This is a genomic window from Desulfobacter curvatus DSM 3379 (genome assembly GCF_000373985.1).
Lineage (GTDB): Bacteria > Desulfobacterota > Desulfobacteria > Desulfobacterales > Desulfobacteraceae > Desulfobacter > Desulfobacter curvatus.
This window is the reverse complement of the sequence record NZ_KB892900.1, coordinates 12,007-37,764: the sequence shown is the minus strand read 5'-3', so window position 1 is coordinate 37,764 and position 25,758 is coordinate 12,007. Positions and strand designations below refer to the sequence as shown.

General features: G+C 48.9%; 22 protein-coding genes. 15 read left to right on the top strand and 7 right to left on the bottom strand.

The window, feature by feature from the left end:
• Window positions 1–412: 412 nt before the first annotated feature.
• The 9 genes from B147_RS29860 to B147_RS26985 all read left to right on the top strand — a co-directional run bounded on the left by B147_RS29860 (window position 413) and on the right by B147_RS26985 (window position 8,474).
• On the top strand, window positions 413–2,089 hold the full coding sequence (locus tag B147_RS29860) for a methyl-accepting chemotaxis protein (protein WP_020585234.1): 1,677 nt from the start codon (window positions 413–415) through the stop codon (window positions 2,087–2,089).
• 295 nt (window positions 2,090–2,384) lie between these two features.
• Window positions 2,385–2,774, top strand: a complete 390-nt coding sequence (locus tag B147_RS0100160; protein ID WP_026259450.1) for a P-loop NTPase family protein — start codon at window positions 2,385–2,387, stop codon at window positions 2,772–2,774.
• A 290-nt stretch (window positions 2,775–3,064) separates the two neighbouring features.
• Window positions 3,065–4,951 carry an NADH-quinone oxidoreductase subunit 5 family protein gene (locus tag B147_RS0100155; RefSeq protein WP_020585233.1) on the top strand — a complete coding sequence of 629 codons (1,887 nt, stop codon included), beginning with the start codon at window positions 3,065–3,067 and terminating at the stop codon, window positions 4,949–4,951.
• Entirely contained in the window at window positions 4,951–5,799 is an 849-nt protein-coding gene (locus B147_RS0100150; RefSeq protein WP_020585232.1) for a respiratory chain complex I subunit 1 family protein, read from the top strand. Before B147_RS0100155 ends, B147_RS0100150 begins: the two co-directional genes overlap by 1 nt.
• Before the next feature lie 3 nt (window positions 5,800–5,802).
• The gene (locus B147_RS0100145) at window positions 5,803–6,270 is read left to right on the top strand and encodes an NADH-quinone oxidoreductase subunit B family protein (RefSeq protein WP_020585231.1); all 468 of its coding nucleotides are present in this window, start codon (window positions 5,803–5,805) and stop codon (window positions 6,268–6,270) included.
• Window positions 6,271–6,280: 10 nt separating this feature from the next.
• Complete coding sequence (locus tag B147_RS0100140; RefSeq protein ID WP_020585230.1) at window positions 6,281–6,661, top strand: NADH-quinone oxidoreductase subunit C; 381 nt, start codon at window positions 6,281–6,283, stop codon at window positions 6,659–6,661.
• 2 nt (window positions 6,662–6,663) lie between these two features.
• Window positions 6,664–7,743, top strand: coding sequence for a hydrogenase large subunit (locus B147_RS0100135; protein WP_020585229.1), 1,080 nt, complete (start codon window positions 6,664–6,666; stop codon window positions 7,741–7,743).
• An 11-nt stretch (window positions 7,744–7,754) separates the two neighbouring features.
• Window positions 7,755–8,117, top strand: a complete 363-nt coding sequence (locus tag B147_RS0100130; RefSeq protein WP_020585228.1) for a 4Fe-4S binding protein — start codon at window positions 7,755–7,757, stop codon at window positions 8,115–8,117.
• Between the two features lie 66 nt (window positions 8,118–8,183).
• Window positions 8,184–8,474, top strand: a complete 291-nt coding sequence (locus B147_RS26985; RefSeq protein ID WP_245568873.1) for a type II toxin-antitoxin system Phd/YefM family antitoxin — start codon at window positions 8,184–8,186, stop codon at window positions 8,472–8,474.
• Here B147_RS26985 and B147_RS30810 read toward each other — a convergent pair.
• Window positions 8,455–8,670 carry a group II intron maturase-specific domain-containing protein gene (locus tag B147_RS30810; RefSeq protein WP_083927769.1) on the bottom strand — a complete coding sequence of 72 codons (216 nt, stop codon included), beginning with the start codon at window positions 8,668–8,670 and terminating at the stop codon, window positions 8,455–8,457. The genes B147_RS26985 and B147_RS30810 overlap by 20 nt on opposite strands.
• 116 nt (window positions 8,671–8,786) lie before the next feature.
• Here B147_RS30810 and radA point away from each other — a divergent pair, with 116 nt between their 5' ends.
• The 4 genes from radA (at window position 8,787) to B147_RS0100105 (ending at window position 12,636) form a co-directional block, all read left to right on the top strand.
• A complete protein-coding gene (gene radA, locus B147_RS0100120) occupies window positions 8,787–10,163 on the top strand; it encodes a DNA repair protein RadA (protein ID WP_020585226.1) in 1,377 nt (458 codons plus the stop codon).
• Window positions 10,153–10,797, top strand: coding sequence for an SAM-dependent methyltransferase (locus B147_RS0100115; protein WP_020585225.1), 645 nt, complete (start codon window positions 10,153–10,155; stop codon window positions 10,795–10,797). The genes radA and B147_RS0100115 overlap by 11 nt, the downstream gene beginning before the upstream one ends.
• A gap of 13 nt (window positions 10,798–10,810) precedes the next feature.
• Window positions 10,811–11,554 carry a YebC/PmpR family DNA-binding transcriptional regulator gene (locus tag B147_RS0100110; RefSeq protein WP_020585224.1) on the top strand — a complete coding sequence of 248 codons (744 nt, stop codon included), beginning with the start codon at window positions 10,811–10,813 and terminating at the stop codon, window positions 11,552–11,554.
• Between the two features lie 164 nt (window positions 11,555–11,718).
• Window positions 11,719–12,636 (top strand): hypothetical protein, encoded by a 918-nt coding sequence (locus tag B147_RS0100105; RefSeq protein ID WP_020585223.1) that lies wholly within the window; start codon window positions 11,719–11,721, stop codon window positions 12,634–12,636.
• 13 nt (window positions 12,637–12,649) lie between these two features.
• On the opposite strand, the gene B147_RS0100100 is transcribed toward B147_RS0100105, so the two are convergent.
• Window positions 12,650–12,997 carry a hypothetical protein gene (locus tag B147_RS0100100; RefSeq protein ID WP_026259449.1) on the bottom strand — a complete coding sequence of 116 codons (348 nt, stop codon included), beginning with the start codon at window positions 12,995–12,997 and terminating at the stop codon, window positions 12,650–12,652.
• Window positions 12,998–13,170: 173 nt separating this feature from the next.
• Here B147_RS0100100 and B147_RS0100095 point away from each other — a divergent pair, with 173 nt between their 5' ends.
• Window positions 13,171–13,641, top strand: a complete 471-nt coding sequence (locus B147_RS0100095; protein ID WP_020585221.1) for a ferritin family protein — start codon at window positions 13,171–13,173, stop codon at window positions 13,639–13,641.
• A gap of 49 nt (window positions 13,642–13,690) precedes the next feature.
• Here B147_RS0100095 and B147_RS0100090 read toward each other — a convergent pair whose 3' ends face one another.
• Both B147_RS0100090 and nifJ read right to left on the bottom strand, forming a co-directional pair.
• On the bottom strand, window positions 13,691–15,400 hold the full coding sequence (locus tag B147_RS0100090; RefSeq protein WP_020585220.1) for a hypothetical protein: 1,710 nt from the start codon (window positions 15,398–15,400) through the stop codon (window positions 13,691–13,693).
• A gap of 205 nt (window positions 15,401–15,605) precedes the next feature.
• Window positions 15,606–19,124, bottom strand: a complete 3,519-nt coding sequence (gene nifJ, locus B147_RS0100080; protein ID WP_020585218.1) for a pyruvate:ferredoxin (flavodoxin) oxidoreductase — start codon at window positions 19,122–19,124, stop codon at window positions 15,606–15,608.
• A 605-nt stretch (window positions 19,125–19,729) separates the two neighbouring features.
• Between nifJ and B147_RS29855 the strand changes: the two genes are divergently transcribed.
• Window positions 19,730–21,742: a methyl-accepting chemotaxis protein gene (locus tag B147_RS29855; protein WP_020585217.1), complete on the top strand. Its 2,013-nt coding sequence runs from the start codon at window positions 19,730–19,732 to the stop codon at window positions 21,740–21,742.
• A 109-nt stretch (window positions 21,743–21,851) separates the two neighbouring features.
• Here the strand turns inward: B147_RS29855 and ppsA are convergent, their stop codons facing one another.
• Genes ppsA through B147_RS0100060 form a run of 3 tightly spaced genes read right to left on the bottom strand, consistent with a single transcriptional unit; the run spans window position 21,852 to window position 25,757 of the window.
• Window positions 21,852–24,275 (bottom strand): phosphoenolpyruvate synthase, encoded by a 2,424-nt coding sequence (gene ppsA / locus B147_RS0100070; RefSeq protein WP_020585216.1) that lies wholly within the window; start codon window positions 24,273–24,275, stop codon window positions 21,852–21,854.
• A 22-nt stretch (window positions 24,276–24,297) separates the two neighbouring features.
• Window positions 24,298–24,750 (bottom strand): CBS domain-containing protein, encoded by a 453-nt coding sequence (locus B147_RS0100065; protein WP_020585215.1) that lies wholly within the window; start codon window positions 24,748–24,750, stop codon window positions 24,298–24,300.
• Between the two features lie 23 nt (window positions 24,751–24,773).
• Window positions 24,774–25,757, bottom strand: a complete 984-nt coding sequence (locus B147_RS0100060; protein WP_020585214.1) for an alpha-ketoacid dehydrogenase subunit beta — start codon at window positions 25,755–25,757, stop codon at window positions 24,774–24,776.
• Window position 25,758: the final 1 nt, after the last annotated feature.

The following is a 25,758-nucleotide window of genomic DNA, read 5'->3' as shown; positions in this document are numbered from 1 at the left end:
TTGTTACTGAATGCTGTTTTCAAATGGGCTTGGGCGAACCTGTACATTATTATGAAGTTTCAATTATCTTTACAAAAGACACAAAACCACGAAACTTTAACTTTGAAATCAAATTTGAATCGGTTATAATCTCTACCATAAAATTTTAAAATTATCATAGTCATCAATTTGTAAATGCGAATTAAAATCAATCCCAACTACTCAAATAGTATTCACATTTGCAATTTGTAACCCGATGATCCAGTTTTTTAATGTTGCATTTTCAATAAGCACATTTATCAATGCTCTTGGGCTTTTTCTTAATTTACCTAACGGCTCCATGCTCTCTACTGAACTGCATATTATTTGGGCATTCCTTAAAGCCAGACTCTAAAAACTGGATCACCGCATGTAACTTACCGGAGGAATTGAAATGGGAAAATTAAACGATTTGTCTATCAGAGTGAAACTCTTTTTGGGTTTTGGGATTGTCTGTATTTTTTTTATAATTGTGGGCATTGTGATTAACAGTTTTAACAATAAAACTATTGGAGAACTGGAGGTGACTAAATCTGAAGTGTTGCCGCATACCCTGAGTTTTATTGAAATCAAACGAGATATTGAACAGATTCAGCAATGGCTCACCGACATATCTGCCACAAGGGCGGAAGAAGGATATGATGATGGGTATGCAGAAGCTGAAATCTATTACAAGGATGCGGTAAAAAGAATTGATCTCTCCATTATTGAGCACAACAAGTATGGCGAAGCTGAAATGGTTGCAATGCTAAATGATATGAAAAAAAGCCTGAATGATTACTATACGATGGGCAAGAAAATGGCCCAAGCCTATATTGAAGGCGGTCCTGAAAAAGGCAACCCTATGATGGGAGAATTTGATCCGTTTGCTGAAAAACTGGCCGGGATCATAGATCAAATTGTTGATGAACACAAAGAGGAGTTGCTGAACTCTTTTGCGTCAATTGAGGCCCACAGCATTTCCAATACAAAAACGGCCACTATCGGGATTATTGCCGTTCTGATTTTTTCTGTTCTCACAGCTTATGGCATCAGCCAATCTATAGCCGGCTCCCTTCGCAAAGCAGTTGACTTCGCAGGTTATGTGGCAAAAGGTAATTTTGACCAGACCCTTGTTATCAAGCAAAGAGATGAAGTCGGGAGTCTTGCCGATTCACTTAACCAGATGTCCTCAAACCTAAAAAACCTTATAATGGATATGAAAGACAGTACAATAACCGTTAAGACATCTGCCTCAACAATTAAGGGCCTTTCAGATAATATCACCGCAAGTTCGAGGGATACGGTTGAAAAATCTAATACGGTTTCTGCAGCCGCTGAAGAGATGAGCAGCAACATGAATTCCGTTGCCTCCGCTACTGACCAGGCAGCAACCAGCATCCAGACTGTTGTTGCCGCAGCAGAAGAGATGACTGCCACTATAGGCGAAATCTCAACTAATATTTCCAGGGGAAGCGAGACCACAGGCCATGCAGTTGAAAAAGCCAGGCAGGTATCTGTCAAGGTCGATGAGCTTGGATCTGCAGCGTCTCAGATCTCCAAGGTGACCGACACCATCAAAGATATTTCTGAACAGACCAATCTCCTTGCTCTGAACGCAACCATTGAGGCTGCACGGGCTGGGGAAGCAGGAAAAGGGTTCGCTGTAGTTGCAGGAGAAATAAAAGCCCTTGCCCAACAGACAGCAGATGCAACCAGTGAGATCAATGAACGGATTAAAAGTGTTCAGTCCAGCACCGAGGGATCTGTATCATCTATCCAGGAAATCGTCGGCATCATCAATGAAATTAACGAAATTGTAAACACCGTTTCAGCTGCTATTGAAGAGCAGTCTGCCACTACTCAGGAGATATCAAATAATATTGCCCAGGCAGGCCAGGGTATCCGGGACATTAACGAAAATATCAGCCAAGCGTCTGCGGTTACCGGTGAAATTGCCCAGGATATTACCTTCGTAAACCGTGCTGCCCAGGAAGCTGACCAGAACAGTGATAAGATACTGGAAGATGTGGAGGATCTTGTCAAAGTTACTGAAAAACTGAATGACGCTGTAAGCCGGTTTAAAGTTTAACTTAAATCTCATTTTTAGTAAAATTTCGAAGGAAAAGCAGACCCCACCATCTGTTCATACATAAACGCTGTGATGCTTGTTTATAAGGGACTCTCTGTAACCCACAGAGATGTTTCAATATTCGTTGTGGGCCGAACCACGGTCAAAAACCAAGGACGGTCCGTGACCGTTATTGAAAGCGTTGGCTACTACTGCAAGTGTTGTCCACCCTGGCAAAGGCCGGAAAAAAATGCCTATATGTATCCGGCGAAGAATCCATCGGCCAAATTTCCATGCGGGGAAAACGCCTGGCTCGATGGGCAGTTCGTTGTTTGTGGTATCTGAAACCGATCTTGAGGCGATTCTTGCCATGGCGGAAAAAGATCAATATGACGCCATGGTTGTGGATTCCATTCAAACCGTATTTCACCCCCGGGTCACGTCAACCCCTGGCAACATCACCCAGATCAGAGAAGCATCCATGCTGTTCATGCGTCTGTCCAAAACTGTAGGGCTGCCCATTTTTCTTGTGGAACACGTCACCAAGGGCGGTCCATTGCAGGTCCCAGAATCATGGAGCATATGGTGGACACGGTGCTCTATTTTGAAGGGAATTGAAGTTAAAAAACTCTATAAGCAGGTGGCAGCCAAATTGTGTTTCATCGATATGCCTGATGATTTTTTAAAGGATTCATTGTTTTCTTGACAAAAAACATTTTCCGGCCTAACCATAGTTTTCGTTGTTTAGAATTTGGAAATAAATGTTGTTGCAGGTGTTACACGAGCCCTCCTATATGAGTCCTCCAATGTAAGTGAATACACGCGCGTACGAAAAACGATTTATCCAGATAGCGAACAAACCAACCGCATAATTGGGCCACGGCCGGCCTGATGATGCGACATTGGACTGATGCAGTTATTTAACGGCAAGGGTTTCAGGATTTATAGGCCTGGGGGCCGCCATGAAAATATAACCGCCAAATAAAAGGGGTGTTTATGTCCAACATTCTGTTTTTGCTGATCGTGCTGCCGATGATTGCGGCCATGGTCTGTTTTTTAATCCGGGTGGGCCTGGTGAGGACCATCACGGTAACCGCAACCGGGGCCGTTATAGCGGTCACGTCCTTGGTGCTTCTCGGGCAAGGAGATTTTACATACCGGGTGTCCGGGGGATGGGAAACGCTAGTTACGGTTCTTGATTTTGCGCTGCTGGCCCTGGTATTATTTTTCGGGTTCAAGCTCAACAACCGGATCATTAAATCCCTGACGATTTTTCAACTGGTGCTGCTTGCCGTTTTTGAGCTGTTCATATTGGACCATGGCCCGGATGTTCCGGCCCTGCTCGGGGACAGCCTGGCTTTGATAATGGTTGTAATCGTCTCCATCATAGGTTCTTTGATCTGCATTTTCGGGCTGCCCTACATGAAAAAACATGAGGAACACCTGAAACTTGAAAAAAGTAGACAACCGATCTTTTTTCTTCTGCTGCTCCTGTTTCTGGGGGCCATGAACGGTCTGGTTCTGTCCAACAACATATTGTGGCTCTATTTTTTCTTTGAGGTGACCACGTTCTGTTCCTTTGCGCTCATCGGACATGACGGCACCAAGGAGGCAGTGGAAAATGCAACCCGGGCCCTGTGGATAAACTCTTTAGGCGGTGCACTGTTATTAACGGCTATCGTTATCGTTTATGCTGCCGCCGGCACCCTGGACATCTCCGTTCTTTTAACCCGGGGGCCGGCTTCAGGGATGCTGCTTGCCGCCGTGGGGTTGATCAGTCTGGCCGGATTCGTCAAGGCGGCACAACTGCCCTGCCAGAGCTGGCTGTTGGGTGCCATGGTGGCGCCGACACCCGTTTCAGCCCTGTTGCACTCATCCACCATGGTAAAAGCCGGCGTGTACATGGTTTTACGCTTTTGCCCCATGTTTGAAGGGACCTTTGTGAGCCACGGCATCGCCCTGTGCGGGGCGTTTACCTTCCTGGTCTGCGCCGCCCTTGCCATTGGCCAGAGCAACGGAAAAAAAATCCTGGCCTATTCCACGGTGAGCAACCTTGGGCTGATCATTGCCTGTGCAGGCATCAATACCCCCCTTGCCGTTATCGCAGCGGTGATGCTGATCATCTTTCACGCCATCTCAAAATCCTTATTGTTTTTGTGCGTGGGCACCATCGAACAGGCGATCGGTTCCCGGGATATTGAAGATATGCGCGGGCTGTATAGAACCATGCCCCGAACGGCTGTGGTGACCATTATCGGCATTTTATCCATGCTTCTGCCGCCCTTTGGGGTACTGTTGTGTAAGTGGATGGCCCTGGAAGCCGCGGCCGACCATCTTTTCGTCATCGTCATGATGGCCCTGGGCAGTGCGCTGACCTTTGTTTACTGGGCCCGCTGGGCAGGCCTGCTCATGGGTGGGCACAATATTTCGGCAACGCCTGAAAAACAGCCTCTGTTCACCCGGGGACCGCTTGTGAGCCTGTGCATCGCAGCGCTTCTTTTTGCCTTTGCCACGCCCTATCTTTACACCAAAGCCTTTGTTCCCATGTTTGCGTCCAAACATGCGGCTGACTTAGCAGGCATCCTTAAAGGGGCCACCGGCGGGTTTGCCATCTACCCCTTTATCGTTTTGATTGGCCTGGCAACTATTTTTGCCATCTACCGGGCCCTTCGCGCGGATGTGAAGCAGGCGCACCCGTATCTTGGTGGCGCCCATGCCGGCGATATTGAAGACGGTGCGTTTCTTGGCCCCGTGGAGACCATTGTCCCCTACAAGGCAAGCAACTTATACCTGGCGGAACTTTTCGGTGAGCACAGGCTTACCTTTTGGGTCAATATGATTGCCGGCGGACTGATCCTGTTGATGATTGGAGGTGTGTTGTAATGGAATCGCTATTCTTCGCTGTCTCGGCATTGATCCTGGCCCCTTTAGCCGGCGGACTTTTAGCCGGTATTGACCGGCGCATTACGGCACGGATGCAGGCCCGGCAGGGACCGCCCGTGCTGCAGGCCTTTTACGATGTGGGCAAACTGATCGGAAAAGAACGGCTGCTGGTGAACCGGTGGCAGATCGTGTGCTGCTGGGTCTATTTTGTTGCCGCAGCCCTGTCCGTTGCGCTGTTTTTTGCCCGGGCGGATCTTTTGATCATCTTCTTTGTCCAGGCGGCCGGGGCCATGTTTCTGGTCATGGGTGCCCTTTCGGCCAGAAGCCCGTACAGCCAGGTAGGCGCCCAGCGCGAGCTGATACAGATTCTGACCTATGAGCCGCTGCTGATTCTGGTGTTTGTGGGCATGTATCTTGTGGTGGGCAGTTTCAATGTGGGCGATATTATGGCCTATGATACGCCTTTGTTCCAAAAACTGCCGCTGATGTTCATTGTCCTTGGCTACGCCTTGACCATCAAGCTGCGCAAATCCCCTTTTGATTTTTCTACTTCCCACCATGCGCATCAGGAGCTGGTGAAAGGGGTGATGACCGAATACTCGGGACCGGTGCTTGCGGTAATTGAAATGGCGCATTGGTACGAAACCATTCTAATTCTTTCGGTGTGCGCGTTGTTTTGGGCCACGAACTGGATCTGGATGATCGTACTGTTGGTCGCCATCTACCTGGTCGAAATCATCATTGACAACACCATGGCGAGAATGACCTGGCGCTGGATGCTCAAGTATGTCTGGAGCATCGGCCTGGTTCTGACGTTTATCAATTTTATCTGGCTGCACGTGAGGTAGACCATGCTTAAAAACTTTATAAAAAAGGCACAAATAAAGTCTCCATGGATCATGCATTTTGACTGCGGAAGCTGTAACGGCTGTGATATCGAGACCCTGGCCTGCCTGACACCGCTTTACGATGTGGAGCGGTTCGGCATCATCAATGTGGGCAACCCCAAACATGCGGATATTTTGCTGGTGACCGGAACCGTCAACCACCGCAACAAGGCCGTGCTCAAAAATATTTATGAGCAGATGCCCGAGCCCAAAGCCGTTGTCGCCATCGGGGCCTGCGGGCTGTCCGGCGGTATTTTCCATGACTGCTACAACGTGATCGGCGGCGTGGACAAAATCATTCCGGTGGATGTCTATGTCCCCGGGTGCCCGGCAAAACCCGAAGCGATTATCGACGGCGTGGTCAAGGCCCTGGAAAAATTTAAACAAAAACAAGCGGGAAAACCCGAATCTCCTGAATCCGCCGAAGCATAAGGACAATTCCATGATTTCAAATGAGACAACAATCACCTTGGACAACCTGGTTGCCGAGGCCGGGCGAATGAAACAAGCGGGTTACAGGTTTGTGACCCTGTCCACCGTCACACTTGAAGACGGATCCACAGACATCCTGTACCATTTTGACAAAGATATGGTGCTTTCTCATTGTCGTCTAAATGTGACTGCACACACAACGATTCCGAGCATATCCGGTGTTTATTTCAGCGCATTTCTGGCTGAAAACGAAGTCAAAGATCTGGCAGGCCTTGAATTTGACGGCCTGGCTGTGGATTACAACCGGACCCTGTTCCTTGATCCCGGCGTTGAAACCATTCCGCTGGCCAATAACCTTAAAATTAAGGACAAAAAAAAGGAGAAGGAGTAGGCATGTCCAATAGAACCGTTATTCCCTTTGGGCCCCAGCACCCGGTATTGCCCGAGCCGATCCATCTTAAACTTGTGGTGGAAGATGAGATTGTTAAAGAAGCTGTTCCGGCCCTGGGATATGTACACCGCGGCCTGGAAATGCTTGCCGCCAGACGCGACTTTCATCAGATGGTCAACGTATGCGAACGGGTGTGCGGCATCTGTTCTATGATTCACGGCGCCTGTTTTTCCCAATCCATTGAGAATATTATGGGCATTGAGGTGCCGGAACGGGCCCAGTTTCTGCGCGTGATTTGGTCTGAGCTGCACCGCATGCACAGCCATCTGCTCTGGCTTGGCCTGTATGCCGACGCGTTTGGCTTTGAAGCGCTGTTCATGCAGTTCTGGAAGGTGCGCGAACGTATCATGGACATCAATGAGGCAACGGCGGGAAACCGGGTCATTGTTTCGGTGAACGTCGTCGGCGGGGTCCGCAAAGACCTGTCACCGGAACAGCTTGACTGGATTCTTAAGGAGCTGGTTCTTGTGGAAAAAGAGCTCAAGGCGCTGGAGAGTACCCTGCTCGATGATTATACAGTGAAATCCAGAACCGTGGGCATAGGCGTCATGACCTATGATCAGGCCTATGAACTGGGCGCGGCAGGGCCTACGCTTCGCGGCTCCGGAGTGGAACAGGATATGCGCATGACCGGGTACGGTGCTTATAAACACTTGGATTTTCAGCCGGTCACCCACCCGGACGGCGACTGTTACGCCAGGAGCTGGGTCCGTTTTCATGAGGCATACCAGTCAATAGATCTGGTGCGCCAGGCCATTACGGCTTTACCCGCCGGAAGCCTTGCCGCAAAGGTCAAAGGCAACCCGGAAGGCGAGTCGATCATGCGTGTGGAACAGCCCCGGGGAGAATGTCTTTATTATGTAAAGGGCAACGGCACCAAACTGCTGGATCGTGTGCGAATCCGCACCCCGACATTTGCCAATATCCCCTGTCTTCTGACCATGCTGCCGGAATGTGAACTGGCCGACGTACCGGTCATTGTCTTATCCATCGATCCGTGCATCAGCTGCACGGAACGTTAAAAAGGAGACTTATGTTTAATTTTACACCCAGCATACTTAAAAATCTTGCCTCGCGCCCCGCCACCCGGCAATACCCGTTTGCTAAACGCGAACTGCCCGAAGGCGTGCGCGGTGAGCTATATAATGATATTCATGCATGTATTTTCTGCGGCATGTGTTCGCGCAAATGCCCGACTCTTTGCATCTCTGTGGATAAAAAAGCCGGAACATGGACCTGTGATCCGTTTATGTGCGTTTATTGCGGAATCTGTGCAGACAACTGCCCGACCCATTGTCTGCATTTCCATACGGCCCACAGGCCTGCGGCAACGGAACGGCAGATGATCTCCATGCAGGGAGACCCCAAAGCAAAGAAAAAAAATGACACCGATTAAAACGTTTTTATAACAGCCATGGGCTGACCTGACATATCAGCTGCCAGGCATAGCCCACGACAAAGTTTGAAAAATCTGAGTAACTTACCCAGACTTTCTTATAAAAAGTTATCAGGGAAAGTCGAATTGATAATCAATGGTTTGCGCAGCTCCGCTGCGCAAACCAAACGCCCATTAATTATTACCCAGAGGGGTAAATGTGCTGCCGTTCTTGTCGACGTTCAAGAATTTGAAGCAATGCAGGAAAAGATCGAACTCTTGTCTGACATCCGATCTTCTTTAAGCCAGCTTGAAAAAGGTGATGGCATATCACATTCAGATGCTAAGAACACCCTGCTCAATCAGATATCAAAATGAAAATCCCAGACATTGCGGAAGGATTGTATCTCCCGTAATAATTAATCCAGCCTTGAATCATTGGATTACATTCTATAGCCAGATCCTCAAGCGTGCCCCCTGGGCGTAATTGCCCGTTCCAACTACGTACTGTCTGTCTAATTGCCTTTGCAGCCTTGTTACTTATTGCTGCTTTCCGGCTTTTACAGAAGATCACATATTATTCGGCTCGCCTTAAAAAGCAAGAATCAATTCCAAATGATACGTGCTTGATAGGGACAAGATATCATGGTATATTCATTCGATTTTCAATCAGTTGGACAAAATTAGGACGTGGCAAAAAAAAAAGATAAAACCATATTCCGCTGTAAAACCTGCGGCGCACAAGCACCTAAATGGATGGGGCAGTGCCCGGACTGTGGCGATTGGGACAGCCTTGTTGAGGAGACCCTGGTGCTCCGAACCCCGGGGGTTGCAGGTGCGGGCCGGCCGGCCATTGCCGCAAGACCTGTACCCATTGAATCCGTGGAGACCACCAATTCCCTGCGCATGGGCACCGGCATCAATGAATTTGACCGGGTCCTGGGCGGCGGTATTGTAAACGGATCACTGGTACTGATCGGCGGAGATCCAGGGATCGGTAAATCCACACTCATGCTGCAAGTGTTGTCCACCCTGGCAAAGGCCGGGAAGAAATGCCTATATGTATCCGGCGAAGAATCCATCGGCCAGATTTCCATGCGGGGCAAACGCCTGGGATCTATGGGCAGCTCTCTGTTTGTGGTGTCTGAAACCGATCTTGAGGCAATTCTTGCCATGGCTGAAAAAGATCAATATGACGCCATGGTTGTGGATTCCATTCAAACCGTATTTCACCCCCAGGTGACCTCTACGCCGGGCAGCATCACCCAGATCAGAGAAGCATCCATGCAGTTCATGCGCTTGTCAAAAACCGTAGGACTGCCCATTTTTCTGGTGGGACACGTCACCAAGGGCGGTGCCATTGCAGGCCCCAGAATCATGGAGCACATGGTGGACACGGTGCTTTACTTTGAAGGGGATAAAAACCATATTTTTCGAATTCTTCGGGCCGTAAAAAATCGTTTCGGCTCCACCAATGAAATCGGGGTGTTTGAAATGCGGGATCAGGGGTTGACCCAGGTGCCGAACCCGTCGGCGGTGTTCTTGTCCGAACGGGCCCAGGTCGCTCCGGGCTCAGTGGTCACGGCTAGTATGGAGGGATCCCGCCCCATTCTGGTGGAGATCCAGGGCCTGGTCTCCACGTCCGGACTTGCTACGCCACGGCGAACGGTCTTAGGACTGGACAGTAACCGGGTAGCCCTGATTGTGGCGGTGATGGAAAAGCGATTAGGTATGAATCTGGCCGGTCTGGACATTTTTATGAACGTCACGGGCGGGGTCCGTATCACCGAACCCTCGGCAGATCTTGCCATTGCCGCTGCGCTGGCCTCAAGCTTTCTGGACCGGCCCGTGCACAAAGAAACCACGCTGATCGGCGAGATCGGACTTACCGGAGAGATACGGGCGGTAAGCCATGCCCAGGCCAGAATCAAAGAAGCCGCCAAAATGGGATTCACACGCTGTCTTGTGCCCACGGCCACCATGAAGCAATTATCAAAAATCAAAGGCATGGCCATTGAAAGTGTAAGTTTTTTAAGGGATGCCGTGGAGGTTTTATTTGAAGGGTAAAAAAAAGCCGGTAAAAGAGGCAAAACCCGCAAAAAAGGGGGGCAGGAACGGCCAGTGGGCGGATCATCTTACACAAAAAGCCAAATCCATGGGATATCCGGCCCGGTCCGTGTTTAAGCTTGAAGATATTCAGAACAAATTTCAAATTATCAAAAAAGGGGATATTGTTCTTGATCTTGGTTGCTCACCGGGGTCCTGGACCCTTTATGCGGCAAAACTTGTGGGGGACCAGGGCCAGGTGCTCGGCATTGATTTAAAAAAGGTTGAAACAAAACTGCCGCCCAATGCGTTAACCATTCAGGATGATATTCTTAAACCCGAACACCCTGCATTTATTGAGGCCCATGCGGGAGCCTTTAACGCCGTGATCAGCGACATGGCCCCGGCCACCACGGGAAGAAAGGATGTGGATGCCATCCGCTCCGTTGAACTGTGCCGCATGGCCCTTGACACGGCCTTGAAAAATTTAGCTTTTCAGGGTAATTTTGTGTGCAAAATTTTCCAGGGTAACGACTTTAAAACGTTTGAGCAGGAAGTGAAGGCAGCGTTTAAGGAGTGCCGGGTGTTTAAGCCCGAAAGCTGCAGGAAACAAAGCAAAGAGATTTATATCATAGGAAAAGAAAAGATTAAATAAGGAGGCAATATCCATGTCAGGACATAGCAAATGGTCGACCATCAAACATAAGAAAGGTGCGGCCGACAAAAAGCGGGCAAAGGTATTTACCAAGCTGATCAAAGAAATTACGGTAGCCGCCCGCATGGGCGGGGGTGATCCCGGGGCCAATCCCCGGCTGCGCCGTGCCATTGACTCGGCCAAAGCCCAGAATATGCCCAAGGACAATGTGGACCGGGCCATTAAAAAGGGTACCGGCGACATGGACGGGGTCAATTACGAGGAAATCATATATGAAGGGTACGGGCCCGGCGGCGTGGCGGTGATGGTGGAATGCCTCACGGACAACAAAAACCGGACCATTGCCGATGTCAGGTATATCTTTAACAAGGCAGGCGGGAATGTGGGTACGGATGGTTGCGTGGCCTGGATGTTTGATAAAAAGGGTGTGATTACTATTTCCAAGGAAAATGCCGACGAAGACACCCTCATGGAAGTGGCCATTGACGCCGGGGCCGAAGATATCAAAGACGAAGGGGACAGCTTTGATGTACTCACCGCACCCGAGGATTTTGATGCGGTCAAGGATGCCATTGATGGCGCAGAAATTGCCTGCGAGGTGGCTGAAATCTCCATGGTGCCCCAGAACACCACAGCCGTATCAGGCAAAGAAGCCGAGCAGATGATCAGATTTATGGAGGCCCTGGACGACAATGATGATATCCAAAATTTTTATACCAACGCTGATATTCCGGACGAAGCGTTTGACGCCATGTAATCTGTTATAAAAGATTCAATAAAAAGCCGCCGTGTGTAGCATGGCGGCTTTTTATATTTTAAGCGCTTTTAAAACTGAATTTTCAAAAAATTCAACTTGTTATATTTATTATAATGTGTTAAATTTAGTCCAAATAAATAAAAGAAAAATAATGGCAGGTAGTGATGAATCCTGTTGATTCAAAAGCCGGAAATGGCTTCATAAGCGTATCTTATCCCCTGGATCTTGTGAACCAGGCCCGTGAGGTAATGCTTGGTGCAAACCGGGAACTCTTCTCTGCCAACACCGCTGACATCTCAGACCCCCCGGCGGAATTCTCTCAATTGTCCTTCCAACTCACCTCCCGGCTGGATAACTTTTCAACGCTGTTATCTTCCACCGATTTTTTCTCCGAATCTTTTTCATATCAAGAGGAGACGATAACCCAAGAGACGGAAGAGTCCGCTTCTTCTAAAACCTTGGAGGACTCGTTTTCAGACGGAACTGACACGGACCAGGCGTTTTCATCTCTGGAGCTTGATGCCCGGGAACAGTCGGTAAAAACGGTTATTGATGAGTATAACGAACTGGTTGAATGGCTGGATAGCAATCCATATGCCATCAGCCCGTCATTGAAAGCAGACCTGTTTAAGAATATGAATTCAGAAGTGCTGAAAGAGATAATCCCAGGCACACCTGCAGCCCGGGAAGATATTGCCACCCGCGTGGATGATACAGCATCACAGACAGAGCAGACGGAACGTTTTTCCCCCCAGGTTTCCGGGACATCGGATTCCACCGTGGAATCGGAGCTTTCAGAAATCGGTCTGACGTTAAATACCGACGGCACCCTGGATGTCGGAGAAGAATTTGAGTACCGGTTCAAAACCGATGTCAGCCGTGCCTATAATGTTTTGTCCGGGGAAGATGGCTTTTTCACCAAAATCAGTTCCTCCCTCGATAGCCTAAACAACAGGGACAGCCGTTTCAATGTCTTTACCCGCAATGACAACACCCAGGTCTATACCAGGGATGCAGATGTTCAAGTCCGCAACCTTTACCGGGAAAATATAGCATCGTTGCTCATCAATACCTTCGCATAAACGCCTTTTAAGCTCAAAGGCCGGCCAGGTCATATTCAATATCTTCAAAAATATCTTCGATTTTATACAAGGCGTTATCGGCCTCGGAAAGCTTCCGGTCAGCGATATGCCCCTCAATTTCAGAATACAGGGCTTTTAGCTTATCCTTTTGTTTGAGCAAAATTTCCTTTACTTTCGGATTGCCGTCAAGGTCGTAAAGTAATTTGTCCAGTTTTGCCACAAGGTCGTAAAGGGCGGGATCTTCATATTCTTTGACGGCCTTGGCATGGATGAGGTGTCCGGCCAGTTTGGGGTATGCCGCCTTAAATCCTTTTGTGTAAAACGGACGCACATCGACCGTCAATTGCATGTACTTGCTCACGATTTATCTCCTCCTTTTCCCGGGACAGACACAGATTAAGATAGCCAAACCTTCCTCCATTCCAAATCCGACCGACCTGCCGTGCAGATATTCTTATATTTTAAATTCAAACAAGACTATTGGGTCATTACCCGTTATTATATATCAACGTATTAAGAAAGGGAGGATTATTTATGTTTACCCTCAATGATTTGTTCGATATTGCCATAAAAATGGAAGAAAACGGCCGAGCTGTTTATCTGGACGCGTTAGGACAAGCCGGCAGCAAGGAGATTAAAAGTCTTGTTCAATGGATGGCCGATGAAGAAAACCGCCACAAATCCTGGTTTGAAAAACAGAAAGTCGAGCTGTCTACAGATAGCATGGATCTTAGTATCATGCTTCCCGGTGTCATTAAAGAGATGATGGGGAACAACAGCCTGTCTTTAGATGAACTGGATTTTTCAGAGATCACCACGCCTGTGCAGATGCTTAAAACATTTATCATGTTTGAAAAAGACACCATTCTGTTTTACGAATTTCTGGAGGCCTTTGTGGAATCCGAATCGGTTAAAGCAGGACTGCACAGAATCATAGCTGAAGAAGCCGCCCATGTGGACAAAATATCAGCCATGATCCAGTCTTTTGAGCCTGGAGGAGATTAAAATCAAGCCCCTCCAAAGCTTAACAGCAACCGCCTGTCTTCTTTTTGGATCAAGCCTCCTGGTGAACCGTAATCTGGGGAAAGGGGATATCCCAGCCGTATTGGGAGGCCGCATCAACACACCATCTTTGTATGCTTCGGTTCAAACGGTTGTATATGGGTGCCTGGCTGCCTTTGAAATCGGCAATAACAACAAGATCCAGGGAAGAAGCCCCGGCTTCGGCAAACTCCACCCTCAGATTCAACAAGTCTTCAGCATACCCTTCTTTTTCAATATTGTTTTGGATAAAGGCTGATAAAAGATCAGGAATAGCTGTGGTGGCATCTTTCTGGTGACCATAACCAATACCAAAGGGCACCTTAAGTCTGAAATTCACAGAGAGGTTCAAAGGTGTCATGCCCAGAAAATCAGCCGTTTGATAGGTCTTTTTTGCGCCGCCTCTTAATACCAATTCCACGGTTTCATGGCTTAAATGGGTCACACCGCCCCGGGTACCATCGGAAAGGATCACCCAGTCATTTTTCCGGCAGGGGAACCAGGCTTCATGGGCATCAAAAGTCCTTGATGTTTTGCCCACAAGTTCCGTGATAGGAATCCTCAGTGTAATGCCCAAATCAGGATTTTCCAGCAGGCTATGAAAATTGATATGTTTAACCCGCCAGGGGACGCCCTTGTACATCATGCGTTCTCCTTCCCTGACCGCGCCGACATTGAGCATCAGCTTGCTCGTGTCCAGATACATGGGCAGGGTGGCCTTGGCCGCCCATATCACTCCCATAATAAAAATAATGGTCAGGGAAAGCAGGACCCAGTCCTCCACAAAATAAAAGACCGCGATGACCGCCAGCAACGTCAATATAAGCGTCATGGCGCGGTATATCAATTCAAGTACCCGTATATGAAAGGGGCGGTACTCCAATTTGTATCCGGGCACAAGGCGAATCAGGGTCCGGTAGAGGAATCTAATTAATAACACCACCCCGATACAGGCCATAATGGCCAAAACCAGATACAATCCCCGGGTTCTGAAAAATCTTTTAACAGAGTCCTGGGTGCTGTCAATGACCGATGCTTCCTGCCGCTGAATTTCGTCAAGTTTAAGCCGGACCAAATCCACCTTATTTTTTATCTGGCTTTCCAGGCCCTTATACTCGGGCAAAAGATCTTTAAGGGCGGATGCCAATGCCTTGTCTTTGGTCTGACGGATCAAAGATTCAATACGGGTTCTGGCCTTGGTTGCCTCGGGAAGCAATTCCTGGTAATTGGCCAGTTCATCATTGAGTTTTGACTTATGCCTGGCTTTCACCGTGAGCCGCTTAAGTTCCATAATCCCGGGTTCGGCCAGCGAAAGCAATTCCTCTTTCCAGTCAAACCGCTCTTTTTTCTTGGTCACAAACAGGCCAATTTCAACACCTGTGGCGGTCATTTCAAAATCTGTCGCAGCATCGGCCATCTGCTTATCCAACTCGGCAAGCTCTGCGGTGAGATATTGTTTTTCGATTTCGGAACCGGCCTTTTTCATGGCCTGTTTTTTTTCATCCATGCGCTGCTTCAGCGTTGCTTTGCTTTTGACAATGGATTTAAGAATTTCAAGGGTATTCTGCTGCGCTTCAGCTTCCGATGCAGACTGGTCATTCGTCTGATCCTGAGTCTGGGCTGCAGGCCCAGGTGCCGAAGAGGCCGCCGGGGTCTCTTGGCTGGTTGCGATACAGGGCAACAGAATCAATGCCGTGATAATAAGTGTCAGGTATTTTTTCATTTGCTTATTCTCCGGTCAAAAAGAATCTATTAAATCATTAATCATGACGAAACTCAAAATTAACTCAGTGGTATACCGAAACCTGTTTTTTTTCAAGTAGCAGTGCGACACTGAAGACGTCAAGAAGGCCTAAAAAAAGAAAAGGGGCGAAATGCATAAAATGCCTTCGCCCCTGAACCATTACGATTTTAATTATTATTGAACTTTATTCTTTTTTTCCGGCATCCGCCATCATTTTAAGCATGGCATATTTCTCCTCGACCTCTTGTCCAAGGGCTGCTCTCAACCGTTTGGACTCATCGGGAAAGCTTTTTTCCAGGGCCGCAAACCGCACTTCACCGCTTAAGAACTCCTGCAGGCTGCCGTCGGGTTGTTTGGAGTCAAGGGTAAAGGGATTTTTACCTTCACCGGCAAGCTGGGGATTATACCGGAAAATGGGCCAGTAACCGGATTCGACAGCCAGTTTTTCCTCTTCCTGGGTTTTTCCCATGCCTTTTTTGATGCCCTGATTAATGCATGGTGCATAGGCGATGATCAAGGAGGGTCCGGGATAGCTTTCCGCTTCCAGGAGTGCCTTAAGCGTCTGGTTCTTGCTGGCACCCATGGAGATGGTTGCCACATAGATATACCCATAACTCATCATCATCCGGGCCATATCTTTTTTCCCGATTTTCTTTCCGGATGCGGCATATTTGGCAATGGCACCGGTGGGCGTGGCCTTGGAGGACTGTCCGCCCGTGTTGGAGTAGACTTCGGTATCCAGCACCAGGATATTTATATCATCCCCGGATGCCAGTACATGATCCAATCCACCGAAACCGATATCATAAGCCCAACCGTCGCCGCCGAAAACCCAATGGGATTTTTTCACGAACAGATCATTTTCGCCATAGATCTCTTTAAGAATACCCGAGGAGGCATCTTTAAGCAGCTGTTTAAGTTCACCACCGTATTTTTGGGACGCTTCAAGGTTGTCCATTCCGGCGATCCAGCCTTCCATGGCCCCTTTAATCTCATCGGAAACACCCTCTTCAATGGCCTTTTCCATCTTTGCGGCCAGGGTTTTACGTCTGGATTTTGTGGCCAGCAACATACCATAACCATATTCGGCAGCATCCTCAAACAGGGAAGATGCCCAGGCAGGACCCTGGCCGTCTGCATTGGTGCAATAGGGCATGGACGGTGCAGATCCGCCCCATATGGAAGAGCAGCCCGTGGCATTGGCAACGGTCATTCTCTCGCCGAAAAGCTGGGTGATCAGTTTTACATATGGTGTTTCTCCACAGCCTGAGCATGCACCGGAGAATTCAAGCAGCGGTTTCCAGAACTGGCTGCCCTTGAGGGTATCCCGCTTCATCACATCTGTCTTGAATGGAACAGTCAAAGAAAATTTATGATTTTCTTTTTCCACGTCCACCTGGGATGCAAGAGATTTCATTTCAAGGGCCGGTGTTTTGGCCGGGCAAATATCTGCGCAGTTACCGCAACCCTGGCAGTCAAGGGTATTAACCTGAATTCTGAATTTAAACTGATCCAAGCCCTTGCCTTTGGCGTCAACAGTGACAAAGGATTCCGGGGCGCCTTTGAGTTCATCATCTGTTGCCAAAATGGGGATAATGGCGGCATGGGGGCAGACAAAGGAACACTGGTTGCACTGGATGCAGTTGTCGGCAATCCATTCAGGTACATTGATAGCCACCCCGCGTTTTTCATACTGGGATGTACCTGCTTCAAATACACCATCCACGGAAAAGGCGGATACCGGGAGGTCGTCGCCTTCCTGGACATTGATCTTGCGCATGACATTGTCCACAAAGGGTGTGGCAGGCTCTTCGATTCTGGGCTGGTCTTGTGCGTCTTTCCAGGATTCGGGCACATCCACTTTCACCAGGTTATCCAGTGTCTTGTCAACAGCCTCAATATTCATGTTGACGATGGCATCGCCCTTTTTGCCGAATTTCTTTTTAATATCGGTTTTAAGCAATTCAATGGCAGTATCAACGGGAAGGATATTTGCCAGATTAAAAAAGCAGGTCTGCATAATCATGTTGATGCGGTTGCCAAGACCGATTTCACCGGCAATTTTCACGGCGTCGATGTTGTAGAAGTTCAGCTTTTTCTCATAGATGGTACGACGAACATGGCCCGGAATATGTTTTTCCAGATCCGCAATGGTGCCCCATTCGGAGTTGAGCAGAAAGGTGCCGCCTGGCTTAATTCCCATAAGTACATCGTAGATCTCCACATAGTTGGACTTGTGGCAGGCCACGAAATCCGGAGAGTCAATCATGTAGGTGCTTTTGATCTTCACATCCCCGAACCGCAGATGGGAAACCGTAAGCCCGCCGGATTTTTTGGAGTCATAGGCAAAATACCCCTGGGCATATTTATCCGTGTTGTCACCGATGATTGTGATGGCTGACTGGTTGGCGCCCACGGTTCCGTCGGACCCAAGGCCCCAGAACTTGGCGGAAACGGTGCCTTCCGGCGCGGCATCAAAGCCTTTTTCAACATCCAGAGAGGTGTGGGTGACGTCGTCAATGATGCCCACGGTGAAATGATTCTTCGGGGACAAGGCCTTCATGTTGTCATATATGGCTTTGACCATGGAGGGGTTGAATTCCTTTGAGGATAAACCATAACGGCCGCCGATGATCCGGGGACCTTCCCCATGTTCCATAAAGGCGGTGCAGACATCCTGGTACAAGGGTTCGCCAAGGGCGCCGGGCTCCTTGGTCCTGTCAATCACGGTCAGGGTTTCCACGGAAGCCGGGACGGTGCGCAAAAATTCTTCGATGTCAAAAGGTCTGTACAAACGCACTTTTATCAACCCTAAGCGTTCGCCCATGGCATTAAGCTTATCTATGGTCTCTTCAATGGCTTCACAACTGGAACCCATGGCCACAACAACGCGGTCCGCTTCAGGATCACCCACATAATCAAAGGGCTGATAACGGCGACCGGTAAGCTCACCGACCTTTTTCATATAGTGTTTAACAATGGCAGGTACTTTAAGGTAGAAAGAGTTCGTTGCTTCCCGGCCCTGGAAATAGATATCCGGATTCTGGGCGGAGCCACGGGTGTCGGGGTGTTCAGGGTTCATGGCCCTGGCCTTGAATGCCCAGTAAGCGTCATAGTTAAACAGGGAGGCCATGTCCTCGTATTCAATCATTTCAATTTTCTGAATTTCATGGGAGGTCCTGAACCCATCGAAGAAATGAAGGAAAGGAACCCGGGCGTCCATGGTTGCAAGATGCGCCACAAGGGCTAAATCCTGGGCTTCCTGGACAGAGTTGGAGGCCAACATGGCAAAACCGGTCTGCCTGGCAGCCATAACATCCTGATGGTCTCCGAAGATGGACAGGGCATGGGCGGAAATGGCGCGGGCGGTTACATGAAAAACACAAGGAAGCAGTTCGCCTGCGATCTTATACATATTGGGTATCTTGAGCAACAGTCCCTGGGATGCTGTAAAGGTGGAGGTCAAAGCACCTGCGGAAAGGGAGCCGTGGACAGCACCGGCAGCACCGGCCTCGGACTGCATCTGCTTGATGTCCAGAATCTGTCCGAAAATATTTTTTCTTCCCTGTGATGCCCAGGAGTCGGCAATTTCCCCCAGAGGGCTGGAAGGTGTGATCGGGTAAATTGCCGCCACCTCGCTCATGGCGTATGCCACATGGGTTGCCGCAGTATTCCCGTCAATGGTCTGCATTCTTTTTTTCATAATCTTTCACCTCGTTGAATGGTAAAGCAAAATAAGATTTAGTCCCAATATATAGAATCCATTGAACAATATAACAAAAAAAATAATAAAAAAATAAAAAAAAATCGGCTTGTAGAAAATGCTGCAAACCGATTTTTAAATCGCTTCCAGTTAATAAATAAGCAATCAATTGCTTATTGAGCATGTTCTATATCTCACAACTAAAAAAACCGGTCAAGACCTATTTTGCACACACAGACACAGGGTTAATCCCGTAGACGCCTTATACTTCCAGAGCTCAATCCATAGCAGGATCATTATACTAATGGAAAAATTAGATTGACAACGAATGTGTTCGCCTTTATCGTGGTAGAATAATTACGAAATTCATATTTTTATTCGTCAAGCTTTTATACGGGGATTATCCTGCCGGAATCAATCGCTGAGCGAAGCACTCTTTTCAAGCAGCAAAGCCGGACAAATCAGCCGATTTCAATTCGGTCGGATATTCTCTACTTATACAAACGTTACGATAACTTGTTGAATTCACTTCATTGTTTGTTGTGGGTTGAACTTAGGTGCTAATAAACCAGGTCGGCCTATAGCCGTTATTTAGGATTAATGCCATGAAAATCAGAACAAAGATGTTCCTTGTTTTTGGATGTTCCGTTTTTTTTATTGTTTCCATCCTTTCCATCGGGCTCTATTTTTTCATTAAAAGCAAAGTAAAAGCAGAGCTTGACAGCCAAATCACCAATACCATATCCGCCGTTAAGGAAAGTATGGGAGGCCTTGAGGATATCGCCATTAAAAATTATCTTAGGGCTATTACGGAAAAAGATAAGGATGTGGTTTCCTATCTTTATGGAAAGTTTGAAAAAGGCGAAATTTCTAAAGAAGAACTTAAACAAAAGACCTCTGAAATAATTTTAAGCAAAAAAATTGGAGCCACCGGATATGTTGCCGGTGTTTCCAGTAAAGGTATCCTAACAATTCACCCCAAAGCCGAAGGCGCGGATATCACGAAAGCCTCATTCTGGCCTAAGGTGGAAGCCTTGCTTAAAAACGAAACCAAGTCGGGATATCTTGAATACAACTGGAAAAATCCAAATGAAGACAAACCAAGGAAAAAAGCTGGCTACATAACTTATTTTGAGCCCATGGACCTTATCCTCTGGGCATCTTCCTACAAGTCAGAATTTACCCAGCTTATTAAATCCGAAGATATGCATGATGCCATTCTTGCCATGAAGGTCGGCAAGGATGGATACCCGTATGTATTTAATTATAAAGGAGATATGGTCATCCATCCTTATCTTGAGGGCAAAAATGTCTACAAGGTCAAAAGTGAAGACGGCCAGCATATTGTCCAGGCCATGATTCAGGGGAAAAAAGGCAAACTAGAGTATGACTGGAAGGATGCCGACGGCAAGGTGCGTACAAAAATACTTTTATACGACAATATTCCCGATAAAAAACTGATTGTTGCCCTAGGTGTTTATAAAGCGGAACGGTACAGTTTATTGTATCAAATCAGAAACGTCCTCATCGTAGCCTTTTGTGTCAGCATGGCCATCATCATCTTTTTAGTACTGTTTTTCAGCAACAGGCTGACAAAACCCATTATCAAGGGTGTTGAATTTTCAGAAAAAATGTCCCAAGGAGATTTTACAGGGAAACTGGAAATCAATCAAAGGGATGAAACCGGTCAGTTGGCCACAGCATTAAATCGTATGACCGAAAATATAGGAACAATTTTTAAACAACTTCAAAACAGTATTGAGGACCTGTTATCGTCCTCGGAAGAGTTAGGCGGTATTTCCCAAAAAATGTCCCAGAATTCTACCCAAATGACCGGCAGTTCCGATTCTCTGTCCCTGGCGGCGGATGAAATGAACACCAATCTTGCCACGGTCTCCGAGGCCAGCGACAGCGTTATGGAAAATATCAATTCAGTGGCTTCGGCCACAGAGCAAATGTCAGGAACAATACATAAGATTGCAGAACGCTCTGAAACCGCAAGATCAATATCGGATAAGGCCGTTACCTACGCCGGTGAGGCGTCAGATCTTGTGGACACCCTCGGCAAAACCGCTTTTGAAATTAACAATGTAACCGAAACCATAGAAGACATATCCAAACAGACCAACCTCCTGGCCTTGAATGCAACAATCGAAGCAGCCAGGGCAGGAGAGGCAGGCAAGGGATTCTCTGTTGTGGCAAACGAAATTAAAGCCTTGGCCGGTCAAACGTCAGAAGCCACCGAAGAAATCCAAAATCAAATTGGCAAAGTTCAGCATGCCACCTCAGAAACCGTTGCAAAAATAAAGGATATCTCCGGCATCATTCAAAATGTGAATGAAATCGTATCCGACATTGCTGCGGCAGTGGATGAGCAGTCTGCAACCACCGGAGAAATTGTGGAAAATATGAACCGTACGTCATCGAAGATGCAGGAAGTCAATGATAACGTATCAAAAAACGCTGAATTTTCAGAACACATCGCAGAACAGATTTCCGGGGTCCACAATGTGGCGTCTGAGATGGAGGAGATCAGTTCAGCCATTGGCCAAAATTCCGGATCTTTCAGACAACTCGCCCAGGAAGTAAAGTCAATGTTGTCTAAGTTCCGCTTGTAACACCCTCCCTGAAAAAGAATCCGATTTCCAGCCACGTTGCCGGGAATCGGATTCTTTATGTTCGCCAAAACGATCCAACGCATAGAGGCGAGATCGCAAAGAGGGATCTTTATATCCCCAATTTCTTTTCCAGTTCTGCCACGGCCAAAGTGGTTTTAATCACCGTGTCCGGATTAAGGGACATGGTCTCAATGCCGCATTCCACCACAAATTCCGCGAACTCCAGGTAATCGCTGGGAGCCTGGCCGCAGATTCCGATGTACTTGCCCTTTTTTACTGCGGTCTCGATCACCTGGCGGACCATCTTCTTCACCGCCGGATTACGCTCGTCATACACATGGGAAACAAGGGACGAATCCCGGTCCACGCCGAGGAGCAATTGTGTCAGGTCATTGGTGCCGATGGAGAAGCCGTCGAAGATCTCCAGATATTCTTCGGCCAGGATGACGTTGGACGGTATTTCGCACATGCAGATCACCTTGAACCCGTCTTCACCCTGCTTCAGGCCGAATTCGGCCATGGTCTCAATCACCTGCCTGGCTTCATCCAGCGTGCGGCAGAAGGGAATCATGACCTGGACGTTATGAAGCCCCATCTCGTTCCTGATTTTTAGCATAGCCTTGCATTCCAGGCCGAACGCCTCCTTGTATTCCTTGGCGTAGTAGCGCGAGGCCCCGCGCCAACCGATCATGGGATTCGCCTCGACCGGCTCGAACTGGGTGCCGCCGATGAGGTTGGCGTACTCGTTGCTCTTGAAATCCGAAAGGCGTACAATGACCGGATTGGGATAAAAAGCCGCGGCCAGCATGCCCACACCTTCGGCCAATTTGTCCACAAAATAGTCACCCTTGTCGTTGTAACCGATGGTCATGTCCGCTATGGCCCGTTTCAAAATCTCGTCACCCAGGTCCTCGTACCTCAAAAGGGCCAAAGGATGGATCTTAATATAGGAATTGATAATGAATTCCTCACGGGCCAGACCCACCCCGTGGTTGGGGATAAAACTCTTTTCAAATGCCTGCTCCGGGCTGGCCAGGTTCAACATGATCTTGGTTTTGGTCTTGGGCAAATTTTCCAGGTCCGTCTCCTTGACCTCGTAGGGCAACAGCCCCTCATACACATAACCGATGCTGCCCTGGGAGCAGTCCACGGTCACTTCCTGGCCGGTTTGCATCCGGGTGGTGGCATTGCCGGCGCCCACGATACACGGAATACCCAGTTCACGGCTGACAATGGCCGCATGGCAGGTGCGCCCGCCCCGGTTGGTGACGATGGCCCCGGCGATCTTCATCACCGGTTCCCAGTCCGGGTCGGTCATGTCCGTGACCAGCACCTGTCCCTTCTGGAATTTGGAAATCATCTGGGCGGATTTGATCACGTTAACCCCGCCCTGGCCGATGAGTTCCCCCACAGACTGGCCGGTACATACCACCTTGCCCTCTTCCTTGAGATGAAATTCTTTGAGAACGGCTTGGTCCTTCAACGTGTGCACCGTCTCGGGCCTGGCCTGGACGATGAACAGCTTGCCGGTCTCGCCGTCCTTTGCCCACTCGATGTCCATGGGTTTGAGGTATCCGGCTTTTTCCGAATAGTGATCCTCAATGGTGCAGGCCATCCGGGCAAGTTCCACCACCTCCTCGTCCTTGAGCACCAGGCGGCGGCGGTCCTCGTCCGGCACGGCCACGTTCTTGGTGGGCTGCTTGGCATCCGTGGTGTAGATCATCTTAATGGCCTTGCCACCGGTCTTTTTCATGATGATGGGTTTGAATCCCTGCTTAAGCGTGGGCTTAAACACGTACCATTCATCGGGATTGACCGCACCCTGGACCACATTTTCCCCCAGCCCGTAGGCACCGGTGATGAACACCGCGTCCCGGAAGCCCGATTCCGTATCTATGCTGAACATGACCCCGCTTGAGGCCAAATCACTTCTAACCATCTTTTGTACGGCAATGGACAGGGCAATGGAAAAATGGTCGAATCCCTTGTCTTCGCGGTATGATATGGCCCGGTTGGTGAACAGGGAGGCAAAACAGCGGTGACAGGCTTCCACCAGGTCTTCCACGCCCCGGATGTTCAGATAGGTGTCCTGCTGACCTGCGAAACTTGCGTCCGGCAGATCTTCGGCCGTTGCCGAGGAACGTACGGCCACATCCACATTCTTGCCGTATTCCCCCTCCAATTTGACATAGGCCTTGGCGATTTCCTTATACAACTCATCCGGGAATTCCAGGCTGCGGATCAGATTCCTGACCCTGGCCCCGCGTTCCTGAAGGTTGTCCATGTCATGGGTGTCCAGGTCGGACAATATCTCCCGAATCTTATCCATGGCTTTGGATTTTTCCAAAAGATAGGTATAGGCATGGGCGGTGACTGCGAATCCATTGGGGATACTCACCCCCTTGGGGCTCAAATTGCGGTACATCTCGCCCAGGCTGGCATTCTTGCCGCCCACCAAGGGCACGTCGTCAATGCTCAAATCCTTGAACCAGGCCACGAACGGCTTTTGATCCTTGTGCGTATCTTTGCCCATTTTTCCTCCGATTTTTTTCAGATTATGATTTGATCAATGTCCTCAGCACATCTTCCTTGCCCACAATGCCCAGCACTTTACCGTCCTGAACCACGGGAATGGTGTGAAAATGTTTTTCAACCATCATGGCTGCGATGTCACTGACCGGTGTGTCCGGTGCTACGGTGACAGGATCCGGCACCATGGCCTGGGCCACGGTACCGGCAGCTATTTTTTTCATTTCATTTTCTAATTTCTTGGATGAAGACAAGGGAATAATGCCGTCCAGAAAGGTGAGTATGGGCGGCAAAGAGATGGTTTTCTGTTGAAAAATAAGATCACTCTGGCACAGAATACCTTTGAGCGTGCCCTCCCCGTCCACTACGGGCACGCCATTAATGTGGTTGTTTAACAGAAGTTCTACGGCCTGGGAGATATCGGTCTCCGGGGTTATTGAGATGACTTCTTTTTCCATGATGTCTTTAGCTGTTTTCATTTTTTATCTCCCTGGATAATAGTTTACTTGTTCATCGTCTCCAGAACCGCCCTGACAACATCCTCCGGACCGGGTATAAAGACCTTTTCAAGGCTTGATGCTACAGGCACCGGGATCTGTGGTGCACCAACGCGTTTGACCGGCCCTTTCAAATCGTAGAACGCCTCCTCGGCCACCATGGCGGCCAATTCCGCGCCAAAACCGCAAAAACGGTTGGCCTCGTGCACCACCACCAGTCGCCCCGTCTTACGGACCGATTCCAGGATACAGGTTTTGTCCAAAGGCACCAGAGACCGCAGGTCAATTACCTCACATGAGATGCCTTGCTCGGTTAAGGGCTCAATCGCATTCATGGCGGTATAAAGGGCCTTACCATAGGCAATCACAGTGCAGTCGGTACCTGGTACTGCCACCCGGGCCTTGCCCAGGGGGGTGCGGACGTCTGTGTCTGGAAACGCTCCTTTCATCCGGTAGAGCATCATATCTTCCACCACGATAACCGGGTCCGGATCAAAAATCGCACTGAGAAGAAGTCCTTTGGCATCCTCTGCAGTTGCCGGCCAGACGATTTTCAGGCCCGGGGTGTGGGCGATCCACGCTTCCAGGTTGTGAGAGTGCTGACTGCCGGCACCAAACCCGACACCGGCCTTGACCCGCACGGTCAAAGGAAAGCTGGATTTTCCGCCGCTCATGTAGCGTAATTTCCCGGCGTGGTTGACCAGCATGTCACTGGCCAGGGTCATGAACGGGAAAAACATAATCTCCACAACCGGCCGCAGCCCCATGCAGGAAGCGCCCACAGCAAGCCCTGCAATGGCGGCCTCACTGACCGGTGTGTCTTTCACCCGGCGTCGTCCGAATCTATCCAGAAGACCGTAGGTCGGCATGTTGGGGTCAAGGTGGATGGAGACGCCCACCCCCTCGCCGGCAATAAATACGTTGTCATCCATGTCCATGGCAGTGGAGAGTGCGTCATTAATTGCATTTCCAAATGTTTTCTGACTCATG